The sequence below is a fragment of the Chryseobacterium vrystaatense genome, assembly GCF_000737765.1.
In the GTDB taxonomy this organism is placed as follows: Bacteria; Bacteroidota; Bacteroidia; order Flavobacteriales; family Weeksellaceae; genus Chryseobacterium; species Chryseobacterium vrystaatense.
On the sequence record NZ_JPRI01000010.1, the window covers coordinates 179,874 to 199,486 of the forward strand.

A 19,613-nucleotide genomic window follows, 5' to 3' on the forward strand; every position below is an offset into this window, starting at 1 on the left:
TCTTTAAAAATAAGTTTTAAAATTGTAATCAATAATTCCATATTGTGGATAACTTTTTATTTTAGCGAAAAAAAAATATAATTTCAGGTCTATTTGTGGCTCCACTTATTTAAACTATTCATTTTTTGATATATATAATTCACATTAATTAAAAACTCACATTGTGGATAACTTTTTTCAGTTAATATACAGTTAATATTGAAGCTTTTTCAATCTTATTTTCCGTGGTAAATTGAGCAAATTATTCCTTAGCCAAGGAGAATAAAGGGTTAAAAAAAACATTTAAAAACATGAAAATCTGCGATATAGGTAAATAAAAATTACATCACCACTCTTTCCTTGTGGATAACTCTTACTTTTTAAGGGTTCGCAAAGCTTTTTTTACGATATACTGCGTTTCTTTTGTCGGACTTTCCCGAAGCCATTCATCACATAATTCTACTACAAACTCGGGTTGTGATTTGCTGGCATCATTCAACCAGTTACCTACACTATCCTGCACGTATCTTGAAGAATCTGATCGTAAAGGTTCGAGAATTTCCAGTCCAAGTCCGGGATTTTGCTTTAAAGCAATGATATGCTCACACCAAACTCCTCTCGGCCTTGTAGATTCGCTGGCAAAACGTCTCACGTTCTCATTGTCATGCATCGTCCATCGTGCTAAAATAGATAAGCTTTCATCAAGATTTTTGGAGATATCCGGACGTACCGTCATCCAGCAGATTTCCCTCACTCCAAAATGAGGATCAGAGGCAAATGGCTGAATCCTGTCTAATTTTTCTTTACCACTCAAATTATTGTTTCGTCCAATGGTATAAGCAGCCCAGCAACGTACGAGATCTGCCGTATGGGCTGAAAGTTTAAGTAGAAACTCATCGTCATTATTTTTAGCCGACAGATTAAGTAAACCAATTCCGATAGTTTCATTAATGGTATTAACGGTTTGTTTTTTCAGCTGGTCTACATTTTCTAAAATAGGTTTCAAATATTCTGTTCGGTTATTCTGCTGGAGCAAATGCTCCAGCAACAGTTTTTGATCTACCGCCAGCCATTCAGTGAGATTTACACTTTCGATTTCACCCCGGTTTAAGCGTTCGAGGACATCCGCAGGAATATCTTTTATAGAGCGGGCACCTTTTCTCTTTTCTGTCATAATACTTTAATAAGTTCTTCAACATCCAGTCTGTTCATGTAATTTACATCTAAAAATCTGAAAATAATACACCCCTCCCCGTCTACTACAAATATTGCAGGAATGGGAAGGCTGTTTTCTGCATTCCCATTAAAATCTGCAAGATCAATTCCAAGGTTTTGATAATAAGGAAGTAAAAAATCCTGTAGTTGAAAAACAATTCCCAGCTTTTTAGCCAATGTATTATCCGCATCTGTCAAAACATCAAAATCCAGTTCATGAGTCTCGGCCATTGTCCTGGAATGATCTAAAGTCTGAGGAGATATGGCTGCCAGAAAAGCATTTTTGTTTTTTATTCCTGAGAGATTTTCCTGCAGAGATCTCAACTCAAGATTACAGTATGGGCACCAGTTTCCTCTGTAAAAAGCCAGGATCATTTTTCCTTTTTTAAGAATTTCTGCTGACGATATCATTTGTCCCTTATGATTGGGAAGGGAAAATTCAGGCATTTTATCACCTACCTTACAACTGCTTTCTTCCAGGTTGCGGTTTTTCAGATCTTCAATAGATTTTTCAAATACGTGCAAAACTTCTTTTGGAAGCTGTGAAGACAATGTGTGATTCAATTCTTCAATCTGCTTAGCCAGAACATTCATCTTTTAAATTTTATTATTTTTACAAAGGTCTAAAAGCGGATCAGAATAAGCAATAACGCATATTTTCAACCCATAGGGATAAAAAAGTCAATTTTATGAAAACAAAGGAGAAAGCTGAAGAAAATAAAATCTGTCCGTTGGAAGTAGCCGTGAATACCATTAGTGGAAAATGGAAAATTCCTATTGTATGGCAGATTAATGAAGGTAAGAAACGTCCGAGTGAATTTCTTCGGGGTATTGCTAAAGTAGACCGCAGGGTTCTCAACCAACAGCTTAATGAAATGGTAGAGGACGGTATCCTTACAAAACAATCTTTTAATGAACTGCCACCAAGGGTGGAATATACACTGACCGAGTTAGGTGAAAAGCTGGTAAAAATTCTTTGGCAGCTGAATGATTGGGGAAAATTATTAATTCCTGAGGATTCTAAAGTTTAAATCTTTGATATTTGTATTTAAATAAAAACCAAATGAAAAAAATTATTTTGATTCTGATTGCTGCCTTTGCACTTTCAGCATGCAGCAATGATAAATCTGTGTCAGGCAGTAAAATCGAAATAACCAAGGCTTTGATTTCAGAACATTCTGTTCCGGTCAATAAAGATAAAAATACCATCAAAGAAAGATTTTCACCCCCTGAAAACTATGTGTGGGTAGAAGAACAGCCAAATTCATTTGGGTACTTTATTGAGCACTTCAGGTTGAAACCTTACGGAAGTCAGATCTTAACATATGACGGAACTCCCATTGCAACGCAGGATGTTCATGAAGCTGTTTTTGATATTGATACAGGGAATAAGGATCTTCAGCAATGCGCGGATGCTGCAATCCGGCTGCGGGCTGAATATTTATATAAAGCCAAAAGGTTTGACGAGATCAAATTCCATTTTACAAGCGGTGATCTGGTTTCATGGAATGATTATAAAAGTGGTATCCGCGCTTTCGTCAATGGAAATTCCGTCAACTTCAGGAAAACAGCAGGTTTTGACGATTCCTACCAAAATTTCAGAAAGTATCTGGATCTGATCTTCAACTATGCCGGAACGATATCTTTAAATAAAGAGACAAAACCTGTCGCAAAAACTTCAGATCTGAAAACCGGTGACATCCTGATCACACCGGGAAGTCCGGGGCATATTGTTTTTATTTCAGGAGTATGTGAAAATAAGAAAGGGGAAAAGTTATTTTTATTAAGTGAAGGATTCACTCCAGCGCAATCTATTCATATGCTTTCCAATCCTTTTGATAAAAATATTTCGCCATGGTATCGTCTTGATGTAAATTCTTCTGAAACGAAAACTGCCAGGTATTTTTTTAAGCCTACAAATTTTAGGAGCTTTTAATTATTTATATTCAAAACTCTTATCAACTTACTGCCATTATCTGAACTTGTTTTTGTAAATTTGTGTTCGAAATTTTTTACTAGATGAAAGAGAGTGCTGTAAAAAAAATTGCAGTTCTTACTTCCGGAGGAGACTCTCCAGGTATGAATGCAGCATTAAGGGCGGTAGTAAGAACCGCAAATTATTATAATATTGAATGCTACGGAGTAAGGGAAGGCTATAATGGGCTCATCAATGATGATTTCCTGAAAATGGGTCCCCGTTCCGTAAAAAATATAATCAATCAGGGCGGAACGATTCTGAAATCCGCCAGATCCGTGGAATTCAGAACTCATGAGGGCCGTCAGAAAGCTTACGACAACTGTGTAAAGCATGGTGTGGATGCATTGGTATGCATCGGAGGAGACGGAACTTTCACCGGAGCAAAAGTTTTTTACGAAGAGTTTGGTATCAGAGTAATCGGTGTACCGGGAACTATTGACAATGATATTTTCGGAACAGATAATACAATCGGATACGATACCGCTTTAAACACGGCTATGGAAGCCATTGATAAGGTTCGTGATACGGCAACTTCCCACAACAGAGTTTTCTTTGTAGAGGTGATGGGTCGTGATGCAGGTTTCATTGCGTTAAACAGTGGATTAGCAACGGGTGCCCTGGACATTCTGATTCCTGAGAAAAAAGACAGCAGAGATGAACTTTTTGCTAATTTCAGAAAGGCTGAAAAGACAGGAAAGGCATCAAGTATCGTTGTAGTAGCTGAAGGTGAAAAGCAGGGAAGCATCTATGATCTTGCCAACCTGACGAAAGAAGAATTCCCTGATTATGATATCCGTGTAACGATCTTAGGCCATATCCAGAGAGGAGGTTCTCCAAGCTGTGCAGACAGAGTTCTGGCCAGCAGACTGGGTTATGGTGCCGTAGTGGGATTAATGGAAGGAAAAACAAATGTAATGGCCGGAATGCGTTCCAATGATATGGTGTATACACCGATCGAAGATGCCATTAAAAAACATAATGAAATCAATAAAGACCTTTTACTGATTTCAGAAATTTTAGCAATCTAATTATTTTTTTATAAATCTAAAACAAACTATTATGTCAACAATCAAAGTAGGTATCAACGGTTTTGGTAGAATTGGACGTCTTGTTTTCAGAGCAATGACTGAAAGAGATAACATTGAAGTAGTAGGAATCAATGACCTAATCAACGCAGAATACATGGCTTACATGTTAAAATATGATTCTGTACACGGTATTTTCCCGGGAGAAGTTTCTGTTGAAGGGAACGACCTTGTGGTAAACGGAAAAAGAATCAGAGTAACTGCTGAGAAAGATCCTAACAACTTAAAATGGAATGAAGTAGGTGCTGACTATATCGTAGAATCTACAGGGCTTTTCTTATCTAAAGAATCTGCTCAGGCTCACATCAACGCCGGAGCTAAAAAAGTAATCCTTTCTGCTCCATCTAAAGACGACACTCCGATGTTCGTAATGGGTGTGAACCACAAAGAACTTACTGACGATATCAAAATTTTATCAAACGCTTCTTGTACAACCAACTGTTTAGCTCCTTTAGCAAAAGTAATCCACGATAACTTCGGAATCGTAGAAGGTCTTATGACGACTGTACATGCTACAACGGCTACTCAGAAAACTGTTGACGGTCCTTCAATGAAAGACTGGAGAGGTGGAAGAGCTGCTCTAAACAACATCATCCCTTCTTCTACAGGTGCTGCTAAAGCAGTAGGAAAAGTAATCCCTTCATTAAACGGAAAACTAACAGGTATGTCTTTCAGAGTACCTACAGTAGACGTTTCTGTAGTTGACCTTACAGTAAGATTAGAAAAAGGTACTTCTTACGATGAGATCTGCGCTGCTATTAAAGCTGCTTCTGAAGGCGAATTAAAAGGAATCTTAGGATATACTGAAGATGCAGTAGTTTCTCAGGATTTCGTAGGAGATAAGAGAACTTCTATCTTCGACAAAGACGCTGGTATCATGCTTTCTCCAAACTTTGTAAAACTTGTTTCTTGGTATGACAACGAAATGGGTTACTCAAACAAATTGGTAGATATGCTTATCCATTCTGCTTCTTTATAATAAGTAATACGCTATACGCTATAAAAAAACCTTCCCAGTGGGAAGGTTTTTTGTTTATACGGTACCGGTTAATTAAATTTCAAGAAATTATATCCTATCCCTAATCCAAGCCAGGGAACCCCATTAAAATTCCAATTCTTCCTGTTGCTTGTTGGCAAATCAAACCCTAAAGCAATCATTAGTGTAAAATCATTATAATGATACCCCAGTGAGCCACCCAATGAGATTGCAGCCACATTACCTTTAGCAATACCATTCTGAGACAATGAAGTATTGTTTTCATCTAATTCAATTTTAGAAATACCAGCCAATCCATTTACAGAAAATCCGGTCTTATACTCTCTTGGTTTCTCTTCATTTGGAAGTTTTACAAATCTTGAATTTCCAAATTTATATCCCACATTAATCATGGCATTCAAACTCGTTTCAATGTTTCCTATCTTACTATCCATGTACCATTTAACGGGTAAAGTGATTAGTCCAACTTGTATAGATCTATAAGGGAAACCGTAATTCACACGATCCTTCATTTTTATATATACGTCATTTTCATCAAAAAACTTGTTGGTTTTAGAGTTGTAATTAAAGTACCACGGATAAATCATTATTTTCTTGTCTACAACTTTTAAATTTGCAGTAATTATACTGCCAGCATCAATTCCTGTCTCAGATTCGTTTAATGTAACAAATGATCTTTCTTCAGGCTGCTTTTTTAAAGTATCTTCTTCGAAAGAAATAATCTGCCTATTAGCGCTGTATTTGATATTTTTTCTAACAACAGAATCAGTTTTTTTCTTCGCTGCTGTATATACAAAACAGTCTAAAGCGACACTATTTCTTTCTTTAAAGGATTTTTGATCCTGTCCTAAGACCATTCCCGCCCAAAACAGGAAAAATAAAAATACAATTGTTTTCATGGCTATTAGTTTTATACAAAGTTTGGAATTCCAGGAATACAAGTAAATAACCCTTTTGGGTGATTTTGAACATCAGAATAAAAAAATAAGACGTATCTAAAAAGGAAAAAGCCTCCCAGCAACGAGAGGCTATTAGTTTATCATTTTCAAACAACTAAAAAAGAAAAGAGTAAACTGTTTTTATAACATTCATTATTAGCGTATGGTAAAACCGTTCTTATAACGGTCCATCAATAGTCTGACGATCAATATTTTCTGATTAAAAATAGATTACAGAAAAAATTTAATTATTAAACAAAACGGGACAGAATAAATTGAGCTGCCATGGTTATTAGTTATTACAAAGTTTAGAATTTTATCAAAGTAAAAAAATCCCCCTTTTGTGGTATTTTGTAAGTATTTTAGTTATTTTAGCGTAAAACTATTTATTCATGGAGAATTCAGAAAAAAAACATCCTCTCATTGAAGTCTGGAATACTTATCCAGGCATCAGAAGAGACAGAGAGATCCTGAATAGACCTCCTGTCGAACGCATCATCGGTGAGATGTTTGCGATCGGTGAGTTTTATTATTATGCCCTTAATCTTACCAACAGTACACTTTCACACCACCATGAAAACATCTTAAAACTTCACGGACTTGAATCCTACCCTGAAAACTTAAAGGATGTTCTTGATCTTACTCATCCCGATGATATGGAATTTGTGATGAAAGCAGAACAGACCCTGATCGACAAAATGACAGAAATAGGTCTGGAACATCAGCTATATATTAAATGCAGCTACTGCTTCAGAATGAAAACAGCAGAAGGAAACTATGAACTTTTCCATCATCAGTCCATGATTACTATGGAAGATGAGACCGGCATCCCTGTACAGGCTATAAATATCCATACCAATATCCATCATATCACCAAAGAAAATTCTTTTACCGTTCTGATTTCCGGGATAGGTCCGAGAAATGATTTTCAACAGGTGAAACTGGAATGCTTTTCGAAACCTGAACAGTTTTCAGAACATTTAACGAAAAGGGAAATGGAAATCCTTGCCTTTATTACCAAAGGCTATTCCGGCCCCGAAATAGCCCAGTCCCTAAGTCTTTCTGAACATACTGTGCGTACACACAGAAAAAATATTTTGCGGAAAACGGATTCCAGAAACTGCAAGGAACTTGTAAAAAAGGCTTTTGAAAGAGGGCTTGTCTGATATCTGCCATTTTCATATAAAGGATTTATTGAAAGGCTGATAAATCTCACCAGGGAATTTCGGTGCAAAACTTGTATTTTTATAGTGCAATGGAAAAAATGACCGTACATCCCCGTTTTAAAAACTCCACCCACTTCAAAGATTTTTGGGAGAAGGGAAATGGAAAACAGCTTATTGATTTTTCCGGAGCCGAGGTGAGTTTTAAGGAGTTTGATAAATTTGCCTCTCACTTTTATCATGTAGATGACATTGGAGATGAAGTCGTAAAAGAGGTCTATTTTACTCAAAAATATCAGGAAGCCTCCCGGGAGATTGAAGATTATATACGAAACGGTGTTTCCGAATCAGCCGATGTTCCGGAAAGTGTCAAGAAACTGTTCTCTCAGACCCAGCATATTCCAGATTGGCTTGATTACAGTCTATTGAAAAGTGGCGCCGAACTCTGCATGCGGAGTAATCTGGACTCGCTGATATCACTTAGGGATTACTGCCTGATGGGCGGCTATGATTATGCTTATCTCAACAAACCTCTTACGGCTACTGAGGCTTTGAAAAAAGGTGCTGTAAAACGCCTTTCCGAAACCCTGGATTTCTGGGTGAATGCTACCCGTTATGATGCACTTCATCTCCATGCAAAGGGATATGAATTTGCCATAAAGACCCGCCTGATTCATTCTTATGCCAGGCTTTCGATAAAGAAGCATTACAAGCAATGGGATACTGAAAACTGGGGCGAACCGATCAATTCCTGGGATATGATGGCTACCTATATTGGTTTCAGTCTTGTTTTTCTTCATAGTCTGCAAAAATTAGGAAACACTTTTTCTATAGAAGAAGAGAAAGGTATTTTCCATCTCTGGAAATATGTGGGATACTTATTGGGAATTCCGGAAGAACTTCTTCCCGATACCAAAAAGCAGGCAACAGAATATTTTTATCTCTGGACTTCTGTACAGCCCCCTTCAGATAAAGATTCTATCCTGTTGGCTCACTCTTTACTGAACGAATCTCTGGAAAATCCAATTCTAAAATTCAAGTTTCAAAGGAAAAGCCTGAGGTATCTGCATATTTGCTGTACATGGTTCCTGTTGGATGATGAAGTCTGCAAAAGGTTACAGATTCCTGAGGTTCCAAATAGAAATTTATTTCCTAAAACAAAAATCCTGATCAACAAGATCTATGATACGGTAGTAAGCAGAGATGCCAGAATAAAAAAGGGAGACAAAGACCAGATGAAAGTACTGGAAGATTATCTGAAAATTACAAAAAATTCAAATTTTCATTAGAAAATCAACAGGCAGAGCAGCTATCAAAGACGAAAAATATTTTTTTTATGTTTTGAATCATAAAAGTCCACATTCCGTTCGTAATGAATGACATCAGCCTCAAAACATTATAATTATTTAACTCTAAAAACAGTTTTTCAAATTAAATAATATTAGTTTTTGATGGTAAAATTCCGTATTTTTGAACAATTATTTTAACAACAGATGAGCAACATAGACGATAAGAAAAAAGCACTTGCATTAGTGCTTGACAAGCTAGATAAAACATACGGAAAAGGAACTGTAATGACATTAGGTGACAGTACTATCGATACTACCATTGAAGTTATTCCTTCCGGATCTTTAGGATTAGACATCGCTCTTGGAGTAGGTGGATATCCAAGAGGAAGAATCATTGAGATCTACGGACCTGAATCTTCCGGTAAAACAACGTTAACTCTTCACGCCATTGCAGAAGCTCAAAAAGCAGGAGGAATTGCAGCATTTATTGATGCAGAGCACGCTTTTGACAGAGGCTATGCAGGAAAACTGGGAATCGATCTTGAAAACCTGATCATTTCTCAGCCGGACAATGGTGAGCAGGCTCTGGAAATTGCTGATAACCTGATCCGTTCAGGGGCAATTGATATCGTTGTCATTGACTCTGTTGCGGCATTAACTCCAAAAGCAGAAATTGAAGGTGAAATGGGAGACTCCAAAATGGGTCTTCACGCAAGACTGATGTCTCAGGCACTAAGAAAACTGACGGCTACAATTTCAAGAACAAAATGTACTGTAATTTTCATCAACCAGTTGAGAGAAAAGATCGGTGTAATGTTCGGAAACCCGGAAACAACTACAGGAGGTAACGCATTGAAATTCTATGCTTCTGTAAGAGTAGATATCAGAAAAGCAAGTGCACCTATTAAAAATGGAGATGAAGCAGTAGGAAGCCGTGTGAAAGTGAAAATTGTGAAAAACAAAGTAGCTCCGCCTTTCAAACAGGCTGAATTCGACATTATGTACGGTGAAGGAGTTTCTAAGACAGGAGAAATCCTTGATCAGGCTGTAGAACAGGGAATTGTAAAGAAAAGTGGTTCTTGGTTCAGTTATGAAGAAACCAAATTAGGACAAGGTCGTGACGCTGTAAAAGATGTGTTAAAAGACAACCCTGAGCTAGCTGAGGAATTGGAAAACAAAATCAAAGAAGAATTGAAAAATAAGGTTAAATAATTTTTTTTCAATCTATATAAATTAAGACAGCTTTCGGGCTGTCTTTTTTTTATAATTTAGGTTTCGGCTACAGCCAATGAATGTATTTATATTTTATAAACGGGCTAAAGCCGCTTCTATTGAATTTTAATAGATTCCTTTTAACTTGAAGTGATGTTCTGTCATTCTGTCACATTCTTCTTCATGGTATTTTTTTTGAGCATTAATAAGAAATTAAAAAATCTAAAAATATGATGACTAAAGGAAATATTAATGTATCTGTGGAAAACATTTTCCCACTTATTAAAAAATTTCTTTACAGTGACCACGAAATATTCTTGAGAGAACTGATCTCCAATGCAACAGATGCTATTTTGAAATTAAAGCATTTGACAAGTATCGGGGAAGCTAAAGTGGAATACGGAAACCCGAAAATTGAGGTTAAAATCGATAAGGAGCAAAAAACTTTACGCATCATCGACCAGGGAATTGGGATGACTGCTGAAGAGGTTGAGAAATACATCAATCAGGTTGCTTTTTCCGGAGCTGAAGAATTCCTTGAGAAATATAAAGATTCCGCAAAAGACTCTGGAATCATCGGTCATTTCGGCCTTGGTTTCTATTCTGCATTTATGGTGGCAGAAAAAGTAGAAATTATTACAAAATCATATAAAGAAGGTGCAGCAGTACGATGGATCTGTGATGGAAGTCCTGAATTCACTCTTGAAGAAACCACTGACAAAACAGATAGAGGAACAGAAATCGTTCTTCATATTGCAGAAGATTCTACCGAGTTTCTTGAAGAATCTAAGATTCGTGAGCTTCTCTCAAAGTATAATAAATTCATGCCTGTTCCAATCAAATTCGGAACAAAAACCCATACCCTTCCATTGCCGGAAGATGCAGCTGAAGATGCGGTTGCTGAAACTGAGGAGGTAGACAATATCATCAATAATCCAACACCAGCATGGACCATTGCACCAAGCGAACTGACCAGTGAAGATTATATGAAGTTCTACCACGAACTGTATCCAATGCAGTTTGAAGAGCCTTTATTTAATATTCACCTGAATGTTGACTATCCTTTCAATCTTACAGGAGTTTTATTCTTCCCGAAACTGAGCAATAATTTGAATATTGACAAAGATAAAATTCAGCTGTATCAGAACCAGGTATTTGTAACGGATGAGGTGAAAGGTATTGTTCCTGACTTCCTGATGCTTCTGAGAGGGGTAATTGATTCTCCGGATATTCCGTTGAACGTTTCCCGTTCTTATCTTCAGGCAGATGGTGCAGTGAAGAAGATTTCATCTTACATTACCAAGAAAGTAGCTGATAAAATGTCTTCGTTGATTAATGAGAACCGTGAAGATTACGAACAGAAATGGAATGACATTAAAATAGTAATCGAATACGGAATTATCACGGAAGAGAAATTCGCAGAAAAAGCAGATAAATTTACCTTATATCCTACCACAGACGGAAAATATTTCCTGTGGAATGAATTGATTGAAAAAATACAGCCTGCACATACAGACAAAGACGGTAATACCGTAGTCCTTTATGCAACCAATGCAGACGAACAGCACAGCTACATTCAGGCTGCAAATGATAAGGGTTATGATGTACTGTTACTGGATTCACCTGTTATTTCTCACGTGATCCAGAAACTGGAAACTTCAAAAGAGAAGATCTCATTTGCAAGAGTAGATGCAGACCATATCAATAATCTGATCAAGAAAGACGAACCTGTTATTTCCAAATTAAATGAAACTGAAAAGGAATCATTAAAAAAGAACGTGGAAGAAGCCGTACAGGATGCTAAATTCACAGTACAGCTTGAAGATCTTGACAGCAATGATGCTCCGTTTACCATCACTCAGCCGGAATTTATGAGAAGAATGAAAGAGATGCAGGCAACAGGCGGAGGCGGAATGTTCGGTATGGGAGGCTTCCCGGAAATGTACAATCTGGTAGTGAACTCAAACAGTGAACTTTCCAGCCAGATCTTAAAGACTGAAAATCCTCAGGAGAAAGAAACGCTGATCAGGTACGCTCTGGATCTCGCGAAACTATCGCAGAATCTACTGAAAGGAAAAGACCTTACAGATTTTATCCAGAGAAGCTACAAGCAGCTCGAAAAATAATATCAGAAGAATATCAGCAGAAACGGCATAGTTTATCTATGCCGTTTTTGTTATTAGGAATATCATTACATTTGTTCAAAACGTAATCCATGTTCGAAATATCCTCTGAAATACTTCCCTTTCTCTTGCTGTTCAGTCTAGGAATTGCGTTGTTTCATACGCTTATTTTGTCTGGAATCTTCAATGTAAATCTAAAACCAGGCTGGATTATGTTTATCGTAGATCCCGCTATTTTAGGAGTCGCTTTTTTATTCTTTCAAAAAGAATCAGGAATTATTTTCATTGTCTTGTTTCTTTCCGTTTTCGTCATGGCGATTATAGGGTTTATAAAAAACGGTATAGAATCTACGATTGATTCTTTTAAAGAACAGCAAAAAAATAAAATCCCGGTCTGGAAAATTATTGGTGGCGGACTTTTGGCCCTGCTGGGATACCTTGCTTTTTTCTATTTAGGACTCTATTCTTTCTTCATTATTTTTTTTCTGATCATTGTAAGTTCTATTCTCCCCAATAATACCAACTGCTTTTACTTCTACCAGAGAATTCTGCCTACTTCAACGATACAAAGTGTAGCGATGGGTCTTGCAGAAATTTCAGGAAAGGCAAAAGCTATTCATTCAGTCGTTTCTCCGGATACAGATACCTCTTGTGTAGGATATATTTATACTGTTGATGAAATCCACACGTCAAGAGATGATGATGGCAGAACCTCAACATCCTACCGTGAAATCTCCAGAAAAATGGAACTTAAAAACTTCTATATTGAAGATGAAACCGGAAAAATAGAAATCATTCCCGACCAACTTCAATGGATTAACTTTTTACCAACAAATTCGCGGGAAGATGGCAGAAAACGTTATCAGGAATTTATTCTCGATGAAAAAACTGACTTCCTCTTAATCGGACAGGCATTTTATGAAGGTTCCCATTCTATTCTCCGTTTTGATGAGGGTAAAAAAGTGTTTGGAATTGCCCCTTTAGATATTGTCAATTTTTTCAACAAATGGCGGCCCTTAAAGCTGAGAGCACTGACCACATTAGCATGCATTGCTGTCTGTTCTGCCTTTATTCTTTTCACGCCCATTACAATGAATGGGACTAAAATCATTATTGAAAAAAGAAACTGGAAAGAAATATTACATTCTAACCCTTTTGAAGGCTTTTTTTAGCCATTAATCTAAAACTGAAACATGATACCGCTTTTACTCATAACGATAGTCACAGTCGGTCTTATTACCTTCTTAATCAATACCTACAACAGACTGGTGATGCTTAAGAATAATTCTCAAAAAGCTTTTTCCAATATTGATGTGGTGCTGAAACAGCGTGCAGACGAAGTCCCTAATCTGGTAAGGACGGTAAAGGCCACAGCACTGAACGAAAATACAATTTTGAAAGAACTTGTAATGCTCCGCTCTCAGTATTTCAGTACCCATGAAAGCAAAGAAAAAATGAAAATTGCGAGTCATATGGACGGAAAACTAAAATCTTTTATGATTACCGTAGAAAGTTATCCCGAAATAAAATCCAGCCAGTCATTTCTTGAACTGCAAAAAAGATTAAGTGAGCTGGAAGATATCATTGCTGACCGAAGAGAGTATTTCAACGATTCTATTAATCTTTACAATACCGGAATTGAAGTGTTCCCTGATTTTATTTTTGCCAAAATGATGAATTACCAAAAAATGGAAATGCTTCAATTCTCTGAAAGCGAAAAACAGTATAACAACATCACTTTTTAATTATGGAAATAGATTTAGGCTCACTTGGCAGTTTTATCAGTTCTGAAAAATTTTTCGGAAGTCTGGCTATTGGTTTTCCCATTCTTACACTGGGATTGTGTATACTGTACAGTGTTTTCAGTAAGATATTATTTGTCAAAAAAATCCTCAAATTTATTATTCTCACTTTCGGACTGTCGGTTATTGTGTTGATCCCTTTTATTTTTTTCTCCGCTTTTACAGGCTTTGAAAAACTGAAGCTGACCTTGATTTATATATGTATTCTTTTTTGTGTAACGATTTTCACGTTATTCAATACAGAGGAGACCGTGAATTTTATAAAAGACGCCTCTAAATTAAAAAACAAACACAACCGTTAAAACAAAACTATGGGACAATTCATTTTATGGGCATCCTTACTATTTACAGCATTCACTCTGTTTATGAATTACAGAAGAAAGAAATCCAAGCGTCATGATACATTAATTTCTCCCACTTCGTTTATTTACCCTGCACTGGTCGTTTTTGTGGTTTCATGTTTCTTTTTCGGTCTGGTGGCTTTGATTGCTCACCCTGTCACCGCTTTTTTTTCAGCCCCAAAATATGAGGCTAAGGTTGTGGATTATGATTTCACAGACTCCAGCAGTAATGATACAAAAACCGCTGTAGTAGAATTCAGAAATGATAATAACCAAACGATAAAAAAACCTTTAAACTATGGAAGCAGCGATCCTGTAGAAATTGGAAAAACAATAACCATTGGTTATGAAAATGGAGATCAAAGGGTAACCAACTTAAGTTTTGAAACGCAGCTACTTCCTATATTTATTGTTTCTCTATTCCTCTTTTTACTCGGTCTGGCTATGGCTTGGTTCTTATTATATTCCTTAGGGCTGGACTATTCTATTATTTTACGGATAGGAATGGGGTTTGTTCTGTACCTGGTTTTTCCTGCAGCTATGTTATTCTTTATCGGTGCCATGTCCTGGGTGATCTGGGAATATTTTCAGGGGAGAAGAAATGATATGCCGATTTGGGCATTGGGAATTTGCAGTCTTTTTGTAACTCTTCTGATTCCTGCTTTCTTCGGATATCTAAAAGTTATTTTTACTAAAGAAAAACCAGTTAAAAGCTCACGTAGGTTTTCGAACTTCAAAAAACGAATGTCAAAATAATTGATACAGCGTGATTGGAAGCATACCATCTCATTATGTATTTTTTGAATTTTTGTGCCATAAATCCTTGTACACATTATCCTTTTTTTCCATTTTTGTATAAAATGCCGGATATGCAAAAAGAAAAATTACGCGTCATCAGAAAACAAAAAGGCTATACTCAGCAGCAGGTAGCTGATATTATCGCAACTGATGTATCCAACTACAGCAGAAAAGAAAGCGGTGATGTAAAGATCATCAGGGACGAATGGGACAAAATTGCCCGTTTCCTCGATGTTAATGTTGAAGAAATTTATGAAGATGAGGAAGCGAAAGTAGTTATTAATTATGACCATCCTGTATTTAATGACAGTTCTTCCGGAAATGGAACAATGAATCAGTTTAATAATATTCCGGGATCTATTATCAAGAATCTACAGGATTATATCGCTCTATTGAAAGAGGAAAATGAAAAATTAAAAGAAGAATTAAGAACTCCCAGCAGAGGAAGAAAATAACAGTGGATTTTGAAAATCCACCTGCTAATTTATATATTGTAAATGCCCTGAATACTCATCCGTATTTAGGGCATTTTTATTTGTAGCAATATACTGGATGTACTTTTTTAACTCCCCCGCATTTTTGCGGTAAAAATCCACCTCTTCATAGAAAGGGAATTGTGATCCGACTTCTACTGGTTGAAATATGAAATAATATTTTTTTTGGTTCCGGCGGCTTCGCCGCCGGAACCATCTTTATAATTTTTCAATGGCCTTCAGAATTTCTTCTTTATTATTGACCAATCCCTGCAGGTGATCTCCTTTTGACTGTATGAATACTTTCGCTCCGGAAGTATTATCAAAAACCAATTTCCCCTGTTCCAACGGAACTGTTTTATCATCTCCTCCATGAATGATAAGTACAGGAAGTTTTCCTAAAGCTTTTACATCTTCCTTAGCTGCGTATGGAGAAACCATTGACTGGAGGATAAAATCTTTATATTGAGGGGCAAAGTGAGCTGCAATATCCGTAAAAGAAGCCATCGGACAATCCAGAATAAGACCTGAAATTTTAGAAACATTATCTTTTGCAAGGTGAGCTGCAATCTGAGTTCCCAAAGAAGCACCGTAGAGGTACACTTTTGTATTTTTAATGTCGGATTTTTTCATCAGCTCATCAAAGAACTTCTGGCCGTCCTCCGCCACATTTTTATGAGAAGGTTTACCTGTTGATAATCCATATCCTCTGAAGTCGATCATTACAACCTGATATCCGGCATCTACCAAAGGTTTGGTCATGAACTGATAGGTGGTTACGTTTCCTGCAGCACCATGAAAATAGAAAATTGTTTTCTTTGGGCTTGTTATCTTAGGTTTTGCGATAAAAGCTGTAATGGTATCTTTATCTACAGAAAAACTGACCTGTTCAGGTGTTTTAAACTCAAAAGGTTTCATTTCTTTGCTGGGCTGATAAAATTTATCATCCATTTGTGCATTTGAAAATACCGCAATAAAAAGAAACAGTAACGAGAAGATTGACATTGGTTTCATAAGTTTTTGTTTTATTTATGAACCAAAGGTATTGCGATCCTTAGCAGGTTAAAAAAAAAAGACGACGGAAAGGTGAATACAATCGACCGAATGGTAGATTTACGGGATTAAAGTTCCTCTAAGGGATTCCAAAACAGTTTTTTAAAATCTTTTATTCTCAAATTTTCAACAGTAATCCCTTCTGCTTCCAGCCTTTTTTGAAATTCAGGGACAGATAATACTCCCGAACTGGATATTACACGGTGCGCAGGGACATCCTCAGGACATCCTCCCATTGCTTTTCCTACATGGCGGGAATGATTGGGATAGCCCACCGCTTTAGCTATAGCTCCATAAGAGGAAACTCTTCCTTTCGGAATAAGTCTTGTGATCTCGTAAATCTGTTGTTTGAAAATTTCGTCCATAGCCAATACCTCTGTTTAATTTCAATGAAAAATATAGCCTAAATTAAGTTTACATCTTCTTTTGCATCATTTTTGAACTGCTAGTTATTCAATGATGTTTCATTTTAAATATAAAGATATGAAAAAATCATTTTTCAGACTGCTGAACGCAGTGAATAAAAAGATGCTCCCAAAATTGAGCAGTAAAGATCCGAACAGTCTTACCAAGATTGAGAAAGGAATTTTGGCCTACCGTTATTTTGTGCTGGTGAATTCCCTTGACTGATCTCCGCGTGAGGGATATGGAGGGCGCGAACGGTAGTGAGCGGTACATCGTACCGGAACGAAGTGGAGCCCGGAGCAGCCCGACCCCCCTTTGGGATTTAGGAACGGCGGGGGACACGCACTTATTTTTGCATAAGTATGGATGATGAATACGTCATTCGATTCTGTTTTGAAGTGAGATTTCTTCGTTATGCTCGCCATAACGGGTTAAAAAAAACGCTTCAAATACATTGAAGCGTTCGTATCTTTATAAGAAGGTTATTCTTAAGAATTTTCTAAGATGTAAGAGAACATCAATGGTGCACAGATGGTTGCATCACTTTCAACGATAAATTTCGGTGTAGTGATATCCAGTTTACCCCAAGTGATTTTCTCATTTGGAACTGCTCCAGAATATGAACCGTAAGATGTTGTAGAATCTGAAATCTGACAGAAATAAGACCAGAAAGGAACGTCATGCATTTCCATATCCTGATAAAGCATCGGCACTACACAGATTGGGAAATCTCCGGCGATACCTCCTCCGATCTGGAAGAAACCAACTCCTTTTCCAGCTGAATTTTTAGTATACCAGTCTGCAAGATACATCATGTATTCGATCCCTGATTTCATCGTTGTTGCGGTAAGCTCACCTTTGATACAGTAAGAAGCAAAGATATTACCCATAGTAGAGTCTTCCCATCCCGGAACTACAATCGGAAGGTTTTTCTCAGCTGCAGCGATCATCCATGAGTTTTCTCTTGGAATTTCATAATACTGCTCAAGCACTCCTGAAAGGATCATTTTATACATGAATTCGTGCGGGAAATAACGCTCACCTTTAGCTTCTGCATCTTTCCAAATATCTACGATATGCTTCTGAAGTCTTCTGAAAGCTTCTTCTTCAGGGATACATGTATCTGTAACTCTGTTTAATCCTCTTTCCAATAAAGCCCACTCATCCTGTGCTGTCAAATCTCTGTAGTGAGGAACTCTCTCGTAGTGAGAGTGTGCCACAAGATTCATCAGATCTTCTTCAAGGTTAGCTCCTGTACAAGAGATAAAATCAACTTTCCCCTGACGGATCATTTCTGCAAGAATCTTTCCCAATTCAGCAGTAGACATCGCCCCTGCCAAAGTGATCATCATTTTTCCGCCATCTTTAAGATGTGCAACATACCCTTTAGATGCATCTACCAAGGCAGCAGCATTGAAGTGCAGGTAATATTTCTCTATAAATTCAGAAATCGGTTTGCTCATTTTTTTAATTTTTGCAAAGATAAAACTTAAAAACGGAATGCAACATGAGTCCTTCAAGAAACTCCTGTCTGGGCATTCTTTTTTAACAAATGATAAAAAATCATCTTAAAATTTACTTTTATATCAAAAGTACAGCCACAAGAGGGCTATACTTTATTAACTATTGTTTACCTATTGTTATCCTGCCCAGGCTTCCACCTTTAAGATCTCAATTTTTCTCTCTCCTTCTTTAAAAGGCCAATCGATAACATCCCCAACTTTATACCCAACGGTGGCAAGAGCAATATCCGACAGGATGGAATGTTTATTTTTTGCAGGTTTAGCCTTTGCAGAAGCAACGAAAATATATTCATGTTCAAAATCCTGAGTATGGTCTTTGATGGTTACCTTTCTGTCCACAGTCACAACATCTTCCGGAAGATCTCTTCTGAGTACCTGTTTGGCTTTCCTCAATTCTTCCGTGAGTCTTTTCTCTTCAAGGATGCTTACCTTTTTTCTTCTGAGGGTATCTTTAATAGCATCATAGATTCCTGTGGTTACAATAATATGATCGGACATGTTCTAATTCTTTTTTTAATTGATGGATGCAGTAATACCCAGTGATCCAATGCGGGATAAAGACCTGTTTAGTCTTTTCGCCGTAGACAACTGCAAAAAATAATATGTAAAATTACCGGAATACTTTCCCTGTCGTGGATCCTGACAGGGCTTAATTAATAAAGTCCTTGGAACTTTTAAGAAAAGAATCTGTATGTAAGTACAGCAACGACAGCAAAAGGCCATTAGAGTGGCAATCTGCAGATAAAGAAATAGTTGCTGTCATATTTTATAATAATATTATTAATACCCTAAGATACTCATTTTTTTTGACCTGCAAAACACATCACCCTATTCTGCTGCTTTCTAAAATTTAAATTTCCTGTTTTCTTTCTTATCGGAAATTTTCTTTTTGGTGTCCAGTCTTTTCTGCTTCTGGTTTTTCGAAGGTTTGGTTGGGACTCTTTTCTTGGGAACAATGAGCGCTTTATTTACGATTTCAATAATTTTTTCAATCGCTTTATTTTTGTTCATCAGCTGGGTTCTGCTTTCCGAAACGGTGAGAAACATATAGCCTTCAGCATTGATCCTGTTTTTTAGTTTAGTCTGGATCAGTTCCTTTTGATCATCATGAAAAAATTCGGACTCAGCGACAAGCCAAAGAACCGTCACAGAAGTTTCCACTTTATTCACATTCTGCCCACCTGCCCCACTGCTGCGGGAAGTTTTGAAACTGAGTTCTTTTGAAAAGTCTTTCATGAT

The 19,613-nt window shown here is 37.0% G+C and carries 22 protein-coding genes; 14 read left to right on the plus strand and 8 right to left on the minus strand.

The genetic code is table 11. The features are described 5' to 3' along the window. Window positions 1–352 precede the first annotated feature (352 nt). On the minus strand, window positions 353–1,153 hold the full coding sequence (locus tag IW16_RS20995; RefSeq protein ID WP_034749242.1) for a DNA alkylation repair protein: 801 nt from the start codon (window positions 1,151–1,153) through the stop codon (window positions 353–355). After that, entirely contained in the window at window positions 1,150–1,788 is a 639-nt protein-coding gene (locus tag IW16_RS21000) for a peroxiredoxin-like family protein (protein WP_034749243.1), read from the minus strand. The genes IW16_RS20995 and IW16_RS21000 overlap by 4 nt, the downstream gene beginning before the upstream one ends. A 95-nt stretch (window positions 1,789–1,883) precedes the next feature. Here IW16_RS21000 and IW16_RS21005 point away from each other — a divergent pair, with 95 nt between their 5' ends. From IW16_RS21005 to gap, 4 genes are all read left to right on the plus strand, one after another. Beyond that, the gene (locus IW16_RS21005) at window positions 1,884–2,225 is read left to right on the plus strand and encodes a winged helix-turn-helix transcriptional regulator (protein WP_034749244.1); all 342 of its coding nucleotides are present in this window, start codon (window positions 1,884–1,886) and stop codon (window positions 2,223–2,225) included. A gap of 32 nt (window positions 2,226–2,257) precedes the next feature. Further along, complete coding sequence (locus IW16_RS21010) at window positions 2,258–3,130, plus strand: DUF4846 domain-containing protein (protein WP_034749246.1); 873 nt, start codon at window positions 2,258–2,260, stop codon at window positions 3,128–3,130. Window positions 3,131–3,213: 83 nt separating this feature from the next. After that, the gene (gene pfkA, locus IW16_RS21015; protein WP_034749248.1) at window positions 3,214–4,200 is read left to right on the plus strand and encodes a 6-phosphofructokinase; all 987 of its coding nucleotides are present in this window, start codon (window positions 3,214–3,216) and stop codon (window positions 4,198–4,200) included. Window positions 4,201–4,231: 31 nt separating this feature from the next. Then, window positions 4,232–5,236 (plus strand): type I glyceraldehyde-3-phosphate dehydrogenase, encoded by a 1,005-nt coding sequence (gap, locus tag IW16_RS21020; protein WP_034749250.1) that lies wholly within the window; start codon window positions 4,232–4,234, stop codon window positions 5,234–5,236. A gap of 68 nt (window positions 5,237–5,304) precedes the next feature. Here gap and IW16_RS21025 read toward each other — a convergent pair whose 3' ends face one another. Next, entirely contained in the window at window positions 5,305–6,153 is an 849-nt protein-coding gene (locus IW16_RS21025; RefSeq protein ID WP_034749252.1) for a hypothetical protein, read from the minus strand. Between the two features lie 431 nt (window positions 6,154–6,584). On the opposite strand from IW16_RS21025, the gene IW16_RS21030 reads away from it, so the two are divergent. The 9 genes from IW16_RS21030 (at window position 6,585) to IW16_RS21070 (ending at window position 15,375) form a co-directional block, all read left to right on the plus strand. Beyond that, window positions 6,585–7,358 carry a LuxR C-terminal-related transcriptional regulator gene (locus tag IW16_RS21030; protein ID WP_034749254.1) on the plus strand — a complete coding sequence of 258 codons (774 nt, stop codon included), beginning with the start codon at window positions 6,585–6,587 and terminating at the stop codon, window positions 7,356–7,358. A 98-nt stretch (window positions 7,359–7,456) separates the two neighbouring features. Then, complete coding sequence (locus IW16_RS21035; protein WP_034749751.1) at window positions 7,457–8,644, plus strand: oxygenase MpaB family protein; 1,188 nt, start codon at window positions 7,457–7,459, stop codon at window positions 8,642–8,644. Window positions 8,645–8,848: 204 nt separating this feature from the next. Further along, complete coding sequence (recA, locus tag IW16_RS21040) at window positions 8,849–9,856, plus strand: recombinase RecA (protein ID WP_034749257.1); 1,008 nt, start codon at window positions 8,849–8,851, stop codon at window positions 9,854–9,856. A gap of 233 nt (window positions 9,857–10,089) precedes the next feature. After that, window positions 10,090–11,982, plus strand: coding sequence for a molecular chaperone HtpG (gene htpG / locus IW16_RS21045; protein WP_034749260.1), 1,893 nt, complete (start codon window positions 10,090–10,092; stop codon window positions 11,980–11,982). 89 nt (window positions 11,983–12,071) lie between these two features. Continuing rightward, window positions 12,072–13,151 carry a hypothetical protein gene (locus tag IW16_RS21050; RefSeq protein WP_034749262.1) on the plus strand — a complete coding sequence of 360 codons (1,080 nt, stop codon included), beginning with the start codon at window positions 12,072–12,074 and terminating at the stop codon, window positions 13,149–13,151. A gap of 21 nt (window positions 13,152–13,172) precedes the next feature. Then, complete coding sequence (locus IW16_RS21055) at window positions 13,173–13,724, plus strand: LemA family protein (RefSeq protein ID WP_034749265.1); 552 nt, start codon at window positions 13,173–13,175, stop codon at window positions 13,722–13,724. A gap of 2 nt (window positions 13,725–13,726) precedes the next feature. Further along, entirely contained in the window at window positions 13,727–14,083 is a 357-nt protein-coding gene (locus tag IW16_RS21060) for a hypothetical protein (RefSeq protein WP_034749268.1), read from the plus strand. A gap of 9 nt (window positions 14,084–14,092) precedes the next feature. After that, window positions 14,093–14,878, plus strand: a complete 786-nt coding sequence (locus IW16_RS21065; protein ID WP_131327948.1) for a hypothetical protein — start codon at window positions 14,093–14,095, stop codon at window positions 14,876–14,878. Between the two features lie 113 nt (window positions 14,879–14,991). After that, window positions 14,992–15,375 (plus strand): helix-turn-helix transcriptional regulator, encoded by a 384-nt coding sequence (locus IW16_RS21070; RefSeq protein WP_034749753.1) that lies wholly within the window; start codon window positions 14,992–14,994, stop codon window positions 15,373–15,375. 237 nt (window positions 15,376–15,612) lie between these two features. Here IW16_RS21070 and IW16_RS21075 read toward each other — a convergent pair whose 3' ends face one another. Both IW16_RS21075 and IW16_RS21080 read right to left on the minus strand, forming a co-directional pair. Continuing rightward, the gene (locus IW16_RS21075) at window positions 15,613–16,407 is read right to left on the minus strand and encodes an alpha/beta hydrolase (protein WP_034749274.1); all 795 of its coding nucleotides are present in this window, start codon (window positions 16,405–16,407) and stop codon (window positions 15,613–15,615) included. Window positions 16,408–16,514: 107 nt separating this feature from the next. Further along, window positions 16,515–16,811, minus strand: coding sequence for an MGMT family protein (locus IW16_RS21080; RefSeq protein ID WP_034749277.1), 297 nt, complete (start codon window positions 16,809–16,811; stop codon window positions 16,515–16,517). Between the two features lie 118 nt (window positions 16,812–16,929). Between IW16_RS21080 and IW16_RS26750 the strand changes: the two genes are divergently transcribed. Next, on the plus strand, window positions 16,930–17,076 hold the full coding sequence (locus tag IW16_RS26750) for a hypothetical protein (RefSeq protein ID WP_165572012.1): 147 nt from the start codon (window positions 16,930–16,932) through the stop codon (window positions 17,074–17,076). A gap of 263 nt (window positions 17,077–17,339) precedes the next feature. Here the strand turns inward: IW16_RS26750 and IW16_RS21085 are convergent, their stop codons facing one another. The 3 genes from IW16_RS21085 to arfB form a co-directional block, all read right to left on the minus strand. Continuing rightward, window positions 17,340–18,314, minus strand: coding sequence for a deoxyhypusine synthase family protein (locus IW16_RS21085; protein WP_034723588.1), 975 nt, complete (start codon window positions 18,312–18,314; stop codon window positions 17,340–17,342). A gap of 177 nt (window positions 18,315–18,491) precedes the next feature. Beyond that, entirely contained in the window at window positions 18,492–18,872 is a 381-nt protein-coding gene (locus tag IW16_RS21090) for a GreA/GreB family elongation factor (RefSeq protein ID WP_034749280.1), read from the minus strand. A 345-nt stretch (window positions 18,873–19,217) separates the two neighbouring features. Continuing rightward, window positions 19,218–19,610: an alternative ribosome rescue aminoacyl-tRNA hydrolase ArfB gene (gene arfB / locus IW16_RS21095; protein WP_034749283.1), complete on the minus strand. Its 393-nt coding sequence runs from the start codon at window positions 19,608–19,610 to the stop codon at window positions 19,218–19,220. Between the last annotated feature and the right edge of the window lie 3 nt (window positions 19,611–19,613).

Excerpts from the sequence above, each read along its gene's own strand:
- pfkA (WP_034749248.1), top strand. The coding sequence starts at position 3,214 with ATGAAAGAGAGTGCTGTAAAAAAAATTGCAGTTCTTACTTCCGGAGGA.
- IW16_RS21080 (WP_034749277.1), bottom strand. The coding sequence starts at position 16,811 with ATGGACGAAATTTTCAAACAACAGATTTACGAGATCACAAGACTTATT.
- IW16_RS20995 (WP_034749242.1), bottom strand. The coding sequence starts at position 1,153 with ATGACAGAAAAGAGAAAAGGTGCCCGCTCTATAAAAGATATTCCTGCG.
- htpG (WP_034749260.1), top strand. The coding sequence starts at position 10,090 with ATGACTAAAGGAAATATTAATGTATCTGTGGAAAACATTTTCCCACTT.
- IW16_RS21060 (WP_034749268.1), top strand. The coding sequence starts at position 13,727 with ATGGAAATAGATTTAGGCTCACTTGGCAGTTTTATCAGTTCTGAAAAA.
- arfB (WP_034749283.1), bottom strand. The coding sequence starts at position 19,610 with ATGAAAGACTTTTCAAAAGAACTCAGTTTCAAAACTTCCCGCAGCAGT.
- IW16_RS26750 (WP_165572012.1), top strand. The coding sequence starts at position 16,930 with ATGAAAAAATCATTTTTCAGACTGCTGAACGCAGTGAATAAAAAGATG.
- recA (WP_034749257.1), top strand. The coding sequence starts at position 8,849 with ATGAGCAACATAGACGATAAGAAAAAAGCACTTGCATTAGTGCTTGAC.
- IW16_RS21025 (WP_034749252.1), bottom strand. The coding sequence starts at position 6,153 with ATGAAAACAATTGTATTTTTATTTTTCCTGTTTTGGGCGGGAATGGTC.
- IW16_RS21070 (WP_034749753.1), top strand. The coding sequence starts at position 14,992 with ATGCAAAAAGAAAAATTACGCGTCATCAGAAAACAAAAAGGCTATACT.
- gap (WP_034749250.1), top strand. The coding sequence starts at position 4,232 with ATGTCAACAATCAAAGTAGGTATCAACGGTTTTGGTAGAATTGGACGT.
- IW16_RS21075 (WP_034749274.1), bottom strand. The coding sequence starts at position 16,407 with ATGAAACCAATGTCAATCTTCTCGTTACTGTTTCTTTTTATTGCGGTA.
- IW16_RS21010 (WP_034749246.1), top strand. The coding sequence starts at position 2,258 with ATGAAAAAAATTATTTTGATTCTGATTGCTGCCTTTGCACTTTCAGCA.
- IW16_RS21055 (WP_034749265.1), top strand. The coding sequence starts at position 13,173 with ATGATACCGCTTTTACTCATAACGATAGTCACAGTCGGTCTTATTACC.
- IW16_RS21000 (WP_034749243.1), bottom strand. The coding sequence starts at position 1,788 with ATGAATGTTCTGGCTAAGCAGATTGAAGAATTGAATCACACATTGTCT.
- IW16_RS21005 (WP_034749244.1), top strand. The coding sequence starts at position 1,884 with ATGAAAACAAAGGAGAAAGCTGAAGAAAATAAAATCTGTCCGTTGGAA.
- IW16_RS21065 (WP_131327948.1), top strand. The coding sequence starts at position 14,093 with ATGGGACAATTCATTTTATGGGCATCCTTACTATTTACAGCATTCACT.
- IW16_RS21050 (WP_034749262.1), top strand. The coding sequence starts at position 12,072 with ATGTTCGAAATATCCTCTGAAATACTTCCCTTTCTCTTGCTGTTCAGT.
- IW16_RS21085 (WP_034723588.1), bottom strand. The coding sequence starts at position 18,314 with ATGAGCAAACCGATTTCTGAATTTATAGAGAAATATTACCTGCACTTC.
- IW16_RS21035 (WP_034749751.1), top strand. The coding sequence starts at position 7,457 with ATGACCGTACATCCCCGTTTTAAAAACTCCACCCACTTCAAAGATTTT.
- IW16_RS21030 (WP_034749254.1), top strand. The coding sequence starts at position 6,585 with ATGGAGAATTCAGAAAAAAAACATCCTCTCATTGAAGTCTGGAATACT.
- IW16_RS21090 (WP_034749280.1), bottom strand. The coding sequence starts at position 18,872 with ATGTCCGATCATATTATTGTAACCACAGGAATCTATGATGCTATTAAA.